The 14,235-nt window shown below is 37.5% G+C and carries 12 protein-coding genes; 3 read left to right on the top strand and 9 right to left on the bottom strand.

The window, feature by feature from the left end; genetic code table 11:
* Window positions 1-83: 83 nt before the first annotated feature.
* The 6 genes from hemG to J2Z26_RS17770 form a co-directional block, all read right to left on the bottom strand.
* Complete coding sequence (gene hemG, locus J2Z26_RS17745; RefSeq protein ID WP_193539942.1) at window positions 84-1,475, bottom strand: protoporphyrinogen oxidase; 1,392 nt, start codon at window positions 1,473-1,475, stop codon at window positions 84-86.
* 84 nt (window positions 1,476-1,559) lie between these two features.
* A complete protein-coding gene (locus J2Z26_RS17750) occupies window positions 1,560-2,891 on the bottom strand; it encodes a CoA-disulfide reductase (protein ID WP_193539943.1) in 1,332 nt (443 codons plus the stop codon).
* Window positions 2,892-3,025: 134 nt separating this feature from the next.
* Window positions 3,026-3,922 (bottom strand): GNAT family N-acetyltransferase, encoded by an 897-nt coding sequence (locus J2Z26_RS22465; RefSeq protein ID WP_193539944.1) that lies wholly within the window; start codon window positions 3,920-3,922, stop codon window positions 3,026-3,028.
* Between the two features lie 26 nt (window positions 3,923-3,948).
* Window positions 3,949-5,037 carry a threonine aldolase family protein gene (locus tag J2Z26_RS17760; protein ID WP_193539945.1) on the bottom strand — a complete coding sequence of 363 codons (1,089 nt, stop codon included), beginning with the start codon at window positions 5,035-5,037 and terminating at the stop codon, window positions 3,949-3,951.
* Between the two features lie 36 nt (window positions 5,038-5,073).
* Complete coding sequence (locus J2Z26_RS17765; protein ID WP_193539946.1) at window positions 5,074-5,703, bottom strand: methyltransferase; 630 nt, start codon at window positions 5,701-5,703, stop codon at window positions 5,074-5,076.
* Window positions 5,704-5,825: 122 nt separating this feature from the next.
* Window positions 5,826-7,325 carry an MDR family MFS transporter gene (locus J2Z26_RS17770; RefSeq protein ID WP_193539947.1) on the bottom strand — a complete coding sequence of 500 codons (1,500 nt, stop codon included), beginning with the start codon at window positions 7,323-7,325 and terminating at the stop codon, window positions 5,826-5,828.
* Window positions 7,326-7,507: 182 nt separating this feature from the next.
* Between J2Z26_RS17770 and J2Z26_RS17775 the strand changes: the two genes are divergently transcribed.
* Window positions 7,508-8,383, top strand: a complete 876-nt coding sequence (locus J2Z26_RS17775) for a TetR/AcrR family transcriptional regulator (protein WP_209794397.1) — start codon at window positions 7,508-7,510, stop codon at window positions 8,381-8,383.
* A 67-nt stretch (window positions 8,384-8,450) separates the two neighbouring features.
* Here J2Z26_RS17775 and J2Z26_RS17780 read toward each other — a convergent pair whose 3' ends face one another.
* Complete coding sequence (locus J2Z26_RS17780; RefSeq protein ID WP_193534800.1) at window positions 8,451-9,425, bottom strand: HD domain-containing protein; 975 nt, start codon at window positions 9,423-9,425, stop codon at window positions 8,451-8,453.
* A gap of 317 nt (window positions 9,426-9,742) precedes the next feature.
* On the opposite strand from J2Z26_RS17780, the gene J2Z26_RS17785 reads away from it, so the two are divergent.
* Both J2Z26_RS17785 and J2Z26_RS17790 read left to right on the top strand, forming a co-directional pair.
* Window positions 9,743-10,660, top strand: coding sequence for an alpha/beta hydrolase (locus J2Z26_RS17785; protein WP_193534801.1), 918 nt, complete (start codon window positions 9,743-9,745; stop codon window positions 10,658-10,660).
* A 115-nt stretch (window positions 10,661-10,775) separates the two neighbouring features.
* On the top strand, window positions 10,776-11,945 hold the full coding sequence (locus tag J2Z26_RS17790; protein ID WP_193534802.1) for a LysM peptidoglycan-binding domain-containing protein: 1,170 nt from the start codon (window positions 10,776-10,778) through the stop codon (window positions 11,943-11,945).
* A gap of 78 nt (window positions 11,946-12,023) precedes the next feature.
* Here the strand turns inward: J2Z26_RS17790 and J2Z26_RS17795 are convergent, their stop codons facing one another.
* Together J2Z26_RS17795 and treC are read right to left on the bottom strand one after the other, a co-directional pair.
* Entirely contained in the window at window positions 12,024-12,524 is a 501-nt protein-coding gene (locus tag J2Z26_RS17795) for a PTS sugar transporter subunit IIA (protein WP_193534803.1), read from the bottom strand.
* Window positions 12,525-12,535: 11 nt separating this feature from the next.
* Complete coding sequence (treC, locus tag J2Z26_RS17800; RefSeq protein ID WP_193534851.1) at window positions 12,536-14,218, bottom strand: alpha,alpha-phosphotrehalase; 1,683 nt, start codon at window positions 14,216-14,218, stop codon at window positions 12,536-12,538.
* Window positions 14,219-14,235: the final 17 nt, after the last annotated feature.

Genomic DNA, 14,235 nt, shown 5'->3' on the forward strand with positions numbered 1-14,235 from the left:
AAGACAGGGTTCGACAAAAAACTTCTGGGGCCTGACCCCCGCTGCACTAAAGCTTTAAAGTGGCGGGGGTCAGGCCCCAGATTTTATAGTTGGGCTATTATTTTGTGGGCCGTTTTTTGTCCGTTTTCGATGCAGTCTGGTATTCCAACTCCATAGTAGGAGCACCCAGCTAACAGGATTCCTGGATAGGAGCCAGCTAGTTCGTTTTCGAGCATTTCTACGATTTTTGGATGCGTGATTTGATATGCTGGCATCGTATTTGACCAATCTGTTATTTCATTAGAAACTGGTTTAGCTGTTATCCCTAAGCTTTTTGATATGTCTGCAAGTGCTACTTTTAATAATTCATCTTCATTCATTTCTTTTAATGATTCAAATGAAGGATGACTGCTCTTATAGAAGAGTCTAACGAGCAAATTACCACTTTCTGATGTATGTTTCCATTTTCGACTTGTCCATGTACATGCATTACAAGATAGTTCATCATTTTTTGCTGTGATAAACCCTGTACCTTCAGCAGGCAGAATCGAATCTGGTACATCAAAGGCAACATATACACTTAATAGAGAGCCATTTTTCAATTCAGCAAATGGTTGGTCCAAACTAGGTTCGTTTAACAACTCCTGTGCTGCTATATGAGGGATGCCTAAAATAATATAATCCACATTTACCGCTTCACCATTTGCAAAGCTGACTCTGTAACCTTCATCATTTTTATCAATAGCTGTTACTGGGTGGTTTTTTAAAACCTCTACATCATCTTTAAAAGTATCTTCATAAGCATCAATTAGAGTACCCATTCCAGTATTAAAGGAGATAAACTTTTGTCCACCTGACGAATTTTGAAATTTTGCCTTGTGCGCCTCGAACCCTTTAATCACACTCCCGTACTCATTCTTATAATCAATCAGGTAAGGAAGGGTTGATGCAATTGTCAAGTCAGCAAGGGTTCCTGAGTATACACCGGACAACACTGGCCCGATTTGTTTTTCAACTAATTCTTTTCCAAAACAAAACTCCAGAAACGATCCAACAGAATCATCCTTTGTAAAGGATTCATTCTTCGTATAAAAATCCTTTAGAGCCTCTACCTTTCCTTCAGCTGATATCAGTGTACTTTTTGCTAGTGATTCTATACTCATTGGAATTCCAAAAATGGAGTCATCAGGAATAGATTTCAACTCTCCATCTACATAAATAAATGAACGCCCTGTTGCATTATAGACCACTTCATTTTCTAATCCTAAATCCTTAATAAATGTCATTGTATTCGCTTTTCGAGCTACGATTGAATCCGCTCCTGTTTCCATCACAAAGCCGCTATCACTAAGTGTACGTATTTTTCCACCAAGAATTTCTGATGCTTCAGAAAGAATGAGACGAACATCCGCCTTATTCTCTTTTTTCCATTTATGTAATTCATGCATGGCAGATAGACCAGTAACTCCTCCACCAACTACTAATATTGTTTTCATGTTCTACACACCTCTGTTTTTTACTAATCACTAGTAAAATCATAACATATCCCTATTTAGTGGCGAGTGACAAATGTCTCACCCTTACTTTACCCTTCTAGCTGCTTGCTGAATAGGGTCCCACACTCCATTATAAGGTGGTGCATAGGCTAAATCTAATTCTAGTAATTGTTCCATTGTCATCGAGTTGAATAATGCAGTTGCTAGTACATCGATTCGTTTATCTACTCCATTGCCTCCAATGATTTGACCACCGAGTAGACTGTGACTTTGCTTATGATACACAAGTTTAACAGTCATTCTTTCACTTTCTGGGTAGTATCCAGCAATATCTTTTGTCTTTATGGTTACTGTACCATAAGGAATGTTAAGACCCTTCGCTTCATTTTCAGATAAGCCTGTTCGACCTAGGGTTAGATTGAAAAATTTAATAACAGATGTACCTACTACTCCTTTAAATGTATGAGGTTGATTTATCATATTTAGTCCAGCGATTTGCCCCTGTTTATTTGCATGAGTCCCTAGTGGGATATGGTCATCTCTTTCTTTTATTCGATGGTAGTGAGTGGAGCAGTCTCCTGCAGCAAAAATATCCTTAACATTCGTTTGCATATAAGCATTTACCTGGATAGCTCCGTTAACACTTGTATGAACCCCGCTCCCTTCAAGTAACGAGACATTTGGCTTTACACCTATTGCTATCAGGACAAGGTCTGCTTTATACTCACCTTTATCAGTAATGACAGTCTCTACATGAGCCTCACCTTTAAAACTCTCTACAGATTCACCAAATTTCAGGGTAATATTCTGCTTCTTCGCTTCCTCATGGATGAGTTCCGCCAGATCTTCGTCAAAAATTTTAGCCAATTGTTGATTTCTTTCAATAATTGTTACATTCTTTCCTAATTCTGCAAAGCTTTCAGCCATCTCTAGTCCGATATATCCTCCGCCAATAACCGTGACATTCTGGACATCTTTTTCTAGATAATCGATTATTTCGTTTGCATCTGGAATTGTTTTTAATGTAAAAACACCCGGAAGCTGCACTCCCTCCCATTTAGGCACGACCGGACTTACCCCAGTAGCAACTAGAAGACGATCATAGGGGATTTCAAAGGGTGTTCCTGTTTCACGGTTTATGCCTTGGACCACTTTGCGTTCCTGGTCAATTTTTTTAACATCATGATAGACCCTGGCATCTATTCCATATTTATCTTTAAACTCATCCTGAGTACGTGCAATTAACTTATCAGTAGACTCAATTTTACCGCTTACTACATAAGGGAGACCGCACTGTCCGTATGAATAAATGCCTCCCTTTTCTAAAACAGTAATTTCATGACCAGAGCTATTGCGCACAATCTGCATAGCTGCACTCATTCCCGCTGCATCTCCACCAATAATTACGAATTTCATCATCCATCCCTCCATCTTCTTAGTTTCATATGATACTCCAAAAGATATACATAAAAGGGTACATTTAAGGGGCCTGACCCCCGGCGCTTTAAAGCTTTAACGCACTGGGGGTCAGGCCCCACTTTCCCCACTTTTTAGGTTAGATCATAGTGATAGCATGTAACTGCCTCAACTTGTTGAAAGCCTTCTTGTAAGTAAAGTGCTTTCGCCCTCTCATTATCTGCATTTACACATAGGTATGTTCGTTTATAGGATTTTTCCTTTGCAAAGCGAAGCATAGCTCTTAGTAAAGTTCTGCCTAAGCCGTTCCCCTGGTATTCTGGGATGACTGCTATGGGCCCAATATTCATAATGGGTGCATCCTCAAATTCATCATCTGACCCTCTAATCACACCAACAGGCATGTTGCCATGGAAAAGAATCATTAAACCACCTTTTATATATTCGTCAGAAGCTAGCATTTTAGAAACCATCTCTGGTGTAACTGGTGTCTCACTTCCTTTAAGAGTAGCAAAGCTAGCGTTTCTAACTTCACACCAAATGTTTTCATCTTTGCCTTCTTCAAATGATCTTAATTCGTACCCTTCTTGAAGCCCTATCTCGGGGACATCTAAATCCTCTCGTACTAAAAGATACGAATACCTCTCAACGGAGAAGTTCAAACCTTTAATACATTCTTCTAAGTTTTCATTTATCATTGGAACAAAGATAAATACTTTTTCAAGACCCTCTGTGTGTTTTATAATAGCTTCCATTAACCTCTGATAGATTTCTAGGTCATTGATTTCTGAATGAAAAATCCTAAACCTTGCCTTTTTTCCCCGCTTGTTATACTCATCTACAATTAATGATACTGTAGCAATTATATTATTTTCGCTATTCACAACAATATAAGTCGGGTTCTCTTCGTCAGGCTTGAAATCCCTTAAATCATCATCATATAAAAATGACTCGTCTACTTCATGCTTATGTTTCTTACAATATGCAACAAAATCGGCTATTCTTTCAGATCCTAATGCTTCTATTTTCACGCTATTTCCTCCCAGGGGAAATTCTATTAAATCTCTTTTAACCTTTTAGCTAACTCTCGGAACGCTACTTCTAACTCTCTCTTCGGAACACCGGCATACTGGTCGCCAATACTTACCTCAAAGTAACATAATTGATCGTCTATCACCCTTAAATGACCGCTTAATCCAATTCCAGTTTGCTCATACAAATCTAGCAAAATAGGTTCTATTAGTTCTTTTGAGTGGCTAAAATGTACATGGAACATATTTGAAACTGGTACCTCAGGTAGGGTCGTTATTCCTGGACAATCATTATAGAGCCTAGCTAGTTCTGTAGCGTCTTCGTGATACTGACCCATTTTATGGATCCGTTTATCAAAATAATAATCGGCTGTAACAATATAAGGATAAAGACTAATTAGGTCTCCACCGTGACGTCTTTTCCACACCTTTGCCTCTTCCGTAAACCCTTTTTCACCGGCTAAAATAGCCCCGGCTAGTCCACCAATTCCCTTATAAAATGATACATAAACACTATCAAAAAGATCACAAATCTGGGCAGCCGTTTTGTTGTAGTATGGTAAAATCTCAAAAAGTCTTGCTCCATCTAGCTGTAGTTTAATTCCATTTTCACGACAGAATTGAGAAATAGAAACAAGAGTTTCATAGTCAGGTAACTGACCGCCAATCTCTCGCTGCGGTAACTCTAACAATAAACAGGCTATATTCTCGTTCATATTTAAGACATCATCTAATTCTATAACTCTAGTCTTGTCAGCTAGAAGGATTGGCTCAATATGATGTAGCTTTCTTAGTCCATCTTCTTCATGTATCTCTAGATGAGATAAGGGATGATACGCAACCTTGTTTATCCCTTTTTGGTCACACCAAATTCGTAATGCGATCTGTTGGGCCATCGTACCGCTTGGAAAAAACACTGCCGTTTCTTTACCTAAATAAGCAGCCATTTTATTTTCAAAGGCTTCAATAAAGTTACCCGTTCCGTACAAATCACTTTCTTCCTGACTGCTCACAGCCTCAAATGCCTCTTTCAACACATCAACATTCCTTGTACCATGACCACCTAATTGATATTTTGTTGCTTTAAATGCTTCTATTAAAGAATTACTGCTCATCGTACTATTTCCCCTTTCTCGATTATACTCACTTTATCACTTTAACGCACCGGGGGTCAGGCCCCGATAGACTAAAAATCTTTCATTTTGGTTTTGTTGATAGTATCCTTCAACCTGAATTTCGTTTTTTAGCTCAAAAGAGGTTTGGTTTTCTAAGTAGTAGATATAATCTTCAGATGGATAATATAAGACTATCTCGACCTCACGAGGTGATTTTTCCATTGATACTAAAATATTAGAGATTACCTTCATAAATACCTTTATTGAAAACGGGTTAAAAAAATAAAATCGGTTATCAGTAGGTTCTATCTCGTACTCCTCTGCATAACTGTTGTGGATTAGTGAGATTGCCTTTGTACTAAGGGTTCTGTGACGTTTTGAATAATTCTTCAAATTAGCACTAGCTTCTTCATAAAAAGTTGAGTTCATCTCAACGCCCTTTACCACTGCCCCACTTGTATAATGAAGGAAGAATAGCAGCCTTCCTTTTCCGCAACCAAAATCTACAATTTGATCACTTTTGTTCACATCATATCTTTCTATTAACTGCTCTAACGCTTCATACGGTGTTGGCTCATACGGATGATAATGTATAGATTGATTCGACTTTTTTTGATTATCCCTCGTGCGTATATTTAACAATTTTTCATAGTAATGTTCTTTCATCTTATTACTCCTACTTTAAGGTCGGTTACTTACAATCATAGCCTATTTTATGAAAATATAAAAAGAGAGGCGGTACCTATCACTAGGCCCACCTCCCTCTAACTCGTATAAGCTACTTAACTCTAAACGAGTTTTGCTACAACTTTATTTCCCTCTTGCTTTTGTTCTGTGGTATCCTCTGCCTGTGTAGCTCGTTTTATAAAAAATGCTAAAATCAATGCCACCACAGCAATAATTGACGATACTAAGAAAGAGTAATTGATACCATTTAACATAGCCTGCATTGCAATTTGTTGCTGCAGTTCAGTTGTTACTGCCCCAGTAGCTTCTGCAGATAATTTTAAAGTCTGAGATTCAGTTCGAGTAGACATAACCGTAACTAATAAAGCAGTACCAATCGCACCTGAAACTTGATTAAGCGTGTTATTCATAGCCGTTCCGTGCGGGTAAAATCGTGTTGGCAACTGATTTAGTCCGTTGGTTGAAACAGGCATGAATACCATTGACATACCAAACATTCGTAATGCATGAAGCATCATTAAATACGTATATGGCGTTTCAAATGTTAATCGACTAAAATAAAAGGTTGTTACAGTCATAATGGTCAAACCGGTTATCGCTAAAATTTTTCCGCCAAATTTATCAAATAATCTTCCAGTGATGGGAGACATCACTGCCATTAATAACGCTCCTGGAAGCATCAGCAATCCTGCATCCAAAGGTGAAATTCCTCTTAATGTTTGAACATAGATAGGAATTAAAAGCATTCCCGAAAACATTGCCATATTTACAACCATCGAAATGGCTGAGGATAACGCAAACATTGGGTACTTATATATTCCGAAGTTAAGCATAGGTTTCTCAAGTTGGGATTGACGTAAAATAAACCATACTAATGAGGTTGCCCCAATAATAATCGTTGCATATACTTGTGGACTGTCCCACCCCTTACTACCAGCGGAACTAAATCCATACAATAGACCTCCAAAACCTACACTTGATAAAAGAAGTGAAAACAGATCTAAACGTAAATGCACTTTCTCTTTTTTATCCTTTAGTAAAAATAAACCTAATAAAAATACAGAGACAGCAATTGGCGTGACAAAATGGAAAAGCATTCTCCAGTGATAATGCTCCACAATCCAGCCTGACAATGTAGGACCAATGGCAGGTGCAGCCATCATAATTAAGCCAAAAACACCCATTGCCGTTCCTCTTTTTTCAATTGGAAAACTCACTAACATTACATTCATTAATAACGGCATCATGATTGCCGTACCTGATGCTTGAACCATGCGCCCGGTTAACAGTAACGGAAATATATGAGCACTTCCTGCGATAATCGTTCCAGCTGCAAATAGCCCCATGGCAACTAAAAACAAGCGTCTTACTGAATATTTTTGAATTAAATATGCCGTTGTTGGAATCATAATTCCATTCACTAACATAAAACCTGTTGTAAGCCATTGGACAGTGGCAGCATCAACCTTTAAATCTGCCATTATAGACGGTAATGCTATATTTAATAAAGTATTATTTAAAAATGCTATAAAAGCGCCGACCATTAATACAGCTAAAATGCCATATGGAGGGCGACTTGTTTGATTAATTGGTTGATCCATTTCGTTCCTCCTGTAGACTATCAGTCTAATAAATTATACTATTGTTCCACACTCATATATTATACCATGAGTACAATTATTGCAATTGGTAATATCCCCTTTACTAAAAGGTTTGTATTAAGGAATTAATTGATGTACTATAATTTTTAGACAGGCAGTCTAGTTAAAGTAAGGGTGAGGATATGAACGATAAAAAGAAGCACGTTATAAAAATGGCACATCAACTTTTTATTGAAAAGGGCTTTCAAGCCACTTCAATTCAAGACATATTAGACTATAGTGGAATTGCGAAAGGCACATTTTATAATTACTTTTCATCCAAAAATGAATTATTAATGGAGCTTCTAAAAACCATCTATCGAAAAATGGAGCAAGACCGAAATGAGTTGTTACTAGGTCAAGATCCCGCAAACCTAGAAATCTTTATTAAACAAATTGAATTACAAATGGAAACCAACCGAACTAAAAAACTGGTTGCTCTATTTGAAGAGGTTAATTTTTCAGATGATAAAGACTTAAAAAACTTTATTATTAAAGGACAATTAAGAATAATCCGATGGTTTTATCGACGATTTATAGATATCTTTGGAGAAAATAAAAAACCTTACTTATTAGACTGTGCAATTATGTTTAATGGGATTATATATCAAAATATGAGATATTCATCCATGGCTTATGATTCAAATAGTAGTATTCACAAGGTTGTTCAATATAGCGTTAACAGGATTGTAAAGGTTATCGAAGAAGTGTCACAAGCAGGAGAACAACTAATTGACCCAGAAGTGCTAACTAGGTGGTTTCCTGACGAACAACTAGAACACCCATACCAGCATAGGCTATATAATACTGTTCTAAAACTAAAAGCATCATTAACAAAACAGGATACACAAGCTAAATATCATGAGTTATTAGATTTTATTCAAAGTGAGCTGACCAATTCAAAGCAACCACGAATCTTCCTAATCGAAAGTGCCTTTGAAGCAATCAAAAACAGCGAAACACCCTTCAACGAAAATGCACTTAAACAACTAGAACAATTAATCAAAGAATACAAATAAAGTGGGGCCTGACCCCCGGCGCGTTAAAGCTTTAACGCACCGGGGGTCAGGCCCCTTTTGTCATATTTTAATAGCTATAATAGTACATTTTTTTCATAGCGCGAATAGCTTCTAAGGTCTCTTGTGTATCTGAACATATCTCGGTTAGTGGGGTTCCATTGACTAATGGAGTTTTATCATACACTTTTTTGACTTCTACCCCTACAGCTCCAACAGTGTCTTCCTCGTGAATTGACACCTTTTCTGGGTACCATAGGATAATGGAAAGAATCTTATTTACCGCTTCTATGTTAGCATTTTGAAGTAATTGAAGAAGTTCATTATTTGTCAGTGATTGAATAGACTGCAAATCCACCTCTTTTTCACTAGCAAATATAGAAATAGCTTTTGCTAGCATTGAATCAAGTGCCAGTGAAATTGGTTTTAGGAAGGTCCTATGATCTTCGTAGATAGCCCCGATAATGTGCTTACTTGTATCTAGGTTCGCTTCAACATACTGATGGTTAAAAGAAAGGTTTTTAAAGATGGTTGCAGGGTGTTCCTTAATCTTCCCTAACATATAAGCATCTCTCAAAAAACTATCCAAATGGTCTGCACTTAAATACGGTGTTTTATGTGATAAGGGGGAATCATTATCCAGAATTTCAATGATTCTATTTGGATCATAACCGTACTTGTTTAGGATCGTTGAAATTTCTTGTCCTCTAATATTTTCCTCTGTAATCGTATGATGATTGAAACCAAGTGTTCTTTCAACAGCATGCGAAAATGGAAGGTGACCAATATCATGAAGAAGTGCTGCTATCCGCAATTCTTCCTCCTTTGGAAAAAAGGTCGAGACAATTGCCCAAACTCCGATTGTATGTTCAAATCTTGTATGTTTTGCTGAGGTTATTAGTGACCCGGTTCCGTAATGAGATAGAAATTTTAACCTTCGAAAAGCTTTACTCTCAAGAAGTTCTACCTCACAAGGAAATGGTCTGATACTAGTTTGATAGAAAGGCTCGATGAATTCTTTCGGTTCTTTAAAAACATATACCATACAAAAACACTCCTTTAGAAAAATAAAAAGCCAGCTCCATATCTGCAAAAGATACGAAACCGGCCCATTTAATTGAAATGAGGGTGATAGCAACCACGGTTTATCAGTTCGTGAATAAAAACCATATTTATACATCTAAATTATACAAACTTTCCCAACTGAGTCAAGCGTTTTTTACAGGACCATTTCATGGGGCCTGACCCCCAGCACGTTAAAGTGATAAAGCGGTCAGCTTTTTCAATTGGGTACATATTATTTTGCATTTTTCTGACTTTTGCCTTTTAATAAGAGTAAAGAGCCTAGAGAGGAAGACAATTATGCAAAAGACAATCTTTAACTTTTCAGCTAAGGATGGTAAGAGTATATATGCAAAGAAGTGGGTTTCAGAAGATGAACCTAAAGCGATTGTGCAAATTGCTCATGGTATGGCTGAGCATATTGACCGCTATCATGAGTTTGCTTCATTCTTAGTAAGTCATGGGATTTACGTGTTTGGGAATGATCACAGAGGGCATGGGCAAACCGAAACTCGTGATTCTGACCGCGGGTATTTTGCCGATGAGAATGGGTATGAAATCATTGTAGAAGATATGAAAGCGTTGACCTACCTTATTAAACAGGATTATCCTACTACTCCCATCTTTCTGTTGGGCCATAGTATGGGTTCATTTCTATCTAGACGATACATTCAACTGTATGGTGACCTAGTAGCAGGAGTTATCTTTTCCGCAACAGGTGGACATCCTGGTTTCCTTGGAAAGGTAGGCCATTATCTAGCCGTACGTGAAGCCAGAAAACACGGTAGACGAACACCTAGTAGTAAGATGAACGCTTTAACCTTTGGCAGCTACAATAAAGCTTTCAAACCTAATCGTACGGAATTTGATTGGTTAAGTCGCGACGAAAAAGAAGTGGATAAGTATATTAGTGATCCTTTAGCAGGTGGTGTTTTCTCAGCAGGTTTTTTTGAGGACTTTCTCAAGGCCCTGAACTCACTATATGATGAGGATGATAAAATACCAAAGCAACTTCCTGTCTGTTTTCTAGCAGGAGACAAAGACCCAGTTGGGAAAAATACAAAAGGCGTATTACAAAGCTATAATCAACTAAAATCTGCTGGATTGAAGGATGTAACCTATAAATTTTATCCTGAAGCTAGACATGAAATCCTAAATGAAATTAATAAACAAGAGGTCTACGATGATATTCTAAACTGGATAAATAACCACTTATAAACTACCACCTGACCCCCACTACGTTAGCACTTTAACGTAGTGGGGGTCAGGCCCCTTTCGACATATTTGGGTTATTTATTGAATAGGTTGGTGTTAGAAAGGGAGGTTATTTTTGATGCCAAACTATTCTAAGTCTTGTTTACCTGGATTAACACCGTATCAAGTAAAAGAAGGAGAGACTATATATCAAATTGTTCAACAGTTTCGAATACCTTTAGAAGCAATTAAGGATGCCAATCCAACTGTAGATGTGGAAGAACTTGCTGTTGGTGAGACAATATGTCTACCCAGACAGGAGAATTTTCCGTCCTGCTCAAACGGAAAATTCTACTTCATTCAGGAAGGTGACTCTTACTACCGAATTGCCCACTATTTTTCTATTCCATTAGACTATTTACTCCAGGCAAACCCCAATACAAACCCGAACAATTTACAAATAGGGCAAGCTATCTGTGTTCCAACTGAATCTCCCTTTGCATATTGTCCACCTGGCACAACTCCTTATCAACTTAAACAAGGAGATAGCTTTTATAAGCTTTCCCAAGTGTTTAATGTTTCTCTCGAATCCATTATTCAACTTAATCCACAAGCGAACCCTTTTCAATTAACAATTGGGCAGTATGTCTGTCTACCATTTGATTGGAAGTATTTCTTTGACCAATCTCACCGTATTGCTTTTATGCATCCAAGAGGTTGGAGCAAAGTGTATACTTCCCCAATTAGGTATGAAGGAGAATCTGGTTATTTTGAAGTATCCAGTATAATAGCAGCTCCTCCTTCGGAACCAAGTAATGTTGCTCCTTTGAAGGAGGTATGTGAGAGCTATGCTCACGATAAATTTGACTCATATGGTTCTAACCCTGAAATTGTAGATATGACAATCGATGGGCAACAAGCATGCTTAATATTGCCTTCTAGTGATCAATCAGATGATTATAATAATAAAGCATCACTAATTGTTAAATTTCCGAAACCCTATGTAATTGGCGATTCACTTAGTCACTATTTGTTTATAGTAGCTAATAAAAAGAAGATTCGTGGTATTGCAAACACAATGAAGCTACTCAATGTTGAAAAAGATCAAACACTTTCTAAAACACAAGCTGAAAATCTAGTAAGAAGAGCATTAGGTTTGGCCAATCATCCAGAAGTCTATATAAAGTATGATCATACAGTAAATGATCAATATTTAATTCATGTTTTTGATATAGTTGATAACCACACAGCAACCAGAGGATGGTACCTCGTTCATCCAATGACAGGCGCAATTACTAACTATATGTAATAAACAGGGGCCTGACCCCCGCTGCGCTAAAGCTTTAAAGCGCCGGGGGTCAGGCCCCATTTGACACATTTGACATTTTTATTTCAGGGTTACAGTCAACACTTCCGTTTCTCCCGCTCGCCCTGTGTCTGTAGTGTTCTTTTCTAAGTTCCCTACGACCTCGTCTGTATTGGTTATGATCATTGGTGTAATGGTACTTGCTGCTTTTTCTTTGATTATATTCAAGTCAAATGCGATAAGCTTGTCTCCTCGCACTACTTTGTCACCAGCCTGAACAAAGCTTTCAAAGCCTTCTCCATTTAAGGTTACTGTCTCTAATCCAATATGGATTAGAATTTCTAAGCCGGATTTTGTTTTGATTCCAACGGCATGTTTTGTAGGAAACACTTGGACAATTTCACCATCAACTGGTGAAACAACCTGTCCGTCTGCTGGTTCAATGGCAATTCCTTCACCCATCATTTTTTGCGAGAAGACAGGATCTGGAACTTCTGTTATATCAAGAACTCGTCCGTTTATTGGTGATGTAATATGTTCAACAACTGGCTCACTGCTTTTTCCGAAAAGCTTCTTTAACATATAATCACTCCTTATTTTTTCAAATGAAATACAATCGACTCATACGGACGCAAGAGGATTTCTTTCCATTCTTCCGATGAATCATCATAATTTGAAAGTAACCTCTCACCGCTAAATCCTTCTATATCTACATTCTCTGGCAGTTTAAACATTGTTTCTCGACCATAGAAATTATTGACCACAAGCAATTTCTCATTCTCAGAACTGCGTACATAAGCAAAAATCGTATCATCATTCTCTAGAATTAGCTGATAATCTCCATCAATGATGATATTGTACTTTTTTCTAAGACTAACTAGTTTTTGATAGTGATAAAAAATAGAATTCTTATCTTCCAGTGCTTTTTCCGCATTTACTTCTTTATAATTACCCGCAACGTTTATCCATGGAGACCCAGTCGTAAAACCTGCATTTTCATTAGTATTCCATTGCACTGGTGTCCGAGAGTTGTCTCTTGATTTCTGTTTAAGGATCTCAATAATCTCTTCCTCACGCATACCTTCTTGCTTTTTTATATTAAAAATATTTAAGGATTCCACATCACGGTAATCATCAATTGTATCAAACTTTGGGTCAGTCATCCCAAACTCTTCACCTTGATAGATGTAGGGTGTTCCTTGCATCATATGGATGGTAGTAGCTAGCATCTTTGCTGATTCTTTATGGTATGTACCATCGTCACCAAATCTTGATACAACACGTGGTTGGTCATGATTACACCAAAATAACGCATTCCACCCAGAGCCCTTATGCATTTCTACCTGCCAAGTTGAAAGGATTTTTTTCAATGCTAAAAAATCAAACTCAGCCTTTGTCCACTTTTCTCCGTTTGGATAATCCACTTTTAAGTGATGGAAGTTAAAAGTCATATTTAGTTCGTTTCGCTCTGGATTGGTATATTTAATACAATTTTCAATTGTTGTAGAAGACATTTCGCCGACCGTCATGATGTCATACTTTGAAAACACTTCCTCATTCATCTCACGGAAAAATTCATGCACTCTTGGTCCATCGGTATAAAATTTTCTTCCATCACCTGGAGGTACTGAACCATCATCATTAGGGAAATCTTGGTCTTTTGAAATTAAGTTAATAACATCTAACCGGAACCCATCGACTCCCTTTTTAAGCCAGAAGTGCATCATTTCATAAACAGTATGACGTACCTTTTCATTTTCCCAATTTAAATCAGCCTGAGTTACATCAAATAGATGCAAGTAATACTGTCCAGTCGTTTCATCATACTCCCAAGCAGACCCGCCGAACTTAGACGCCCAGTTAGTAGGTGGATTACCATCTTCGCCGTCTTTCCAAAAATAAAAGTCTCGATATGGATTATCTCTAGAAGACATAGATTGATGAAACCACTCGTGCTCAGTGGAAGTGTGATTTACCACAATGTCCATTATTATTTTCATTTCCCGTTTATGAGCTTCATCTAACATTCGGTCAAAGTCTTCCATTGAACCATATTCTTCATAAATCGAATAATAATCACTAATATCATAGCCATTATCTCTTTGCGGAGATTTGTAAATTGGGGTCAACCATAAAACATCGACCCCAAGCTCCTTTAAGTAATCCAACTTTTCAATGATACCTTGAATATCTCCAACACCATTCCCTGTCGTGTCATTAAAGCTTTTAGGATAAATTTGATAAACAACAGATTTCTTCCACCATGGATGTGTCAATTTAAATTGCACCTACT

The organism is Cytobacillus luteolus (assembly GCF_017873715.1).
GTDB lineage: Bacteria > Bacillota > Bacilli > Bacillales > Bacillaceae_L > Bacillus_BV > Bacillus_BV luteola.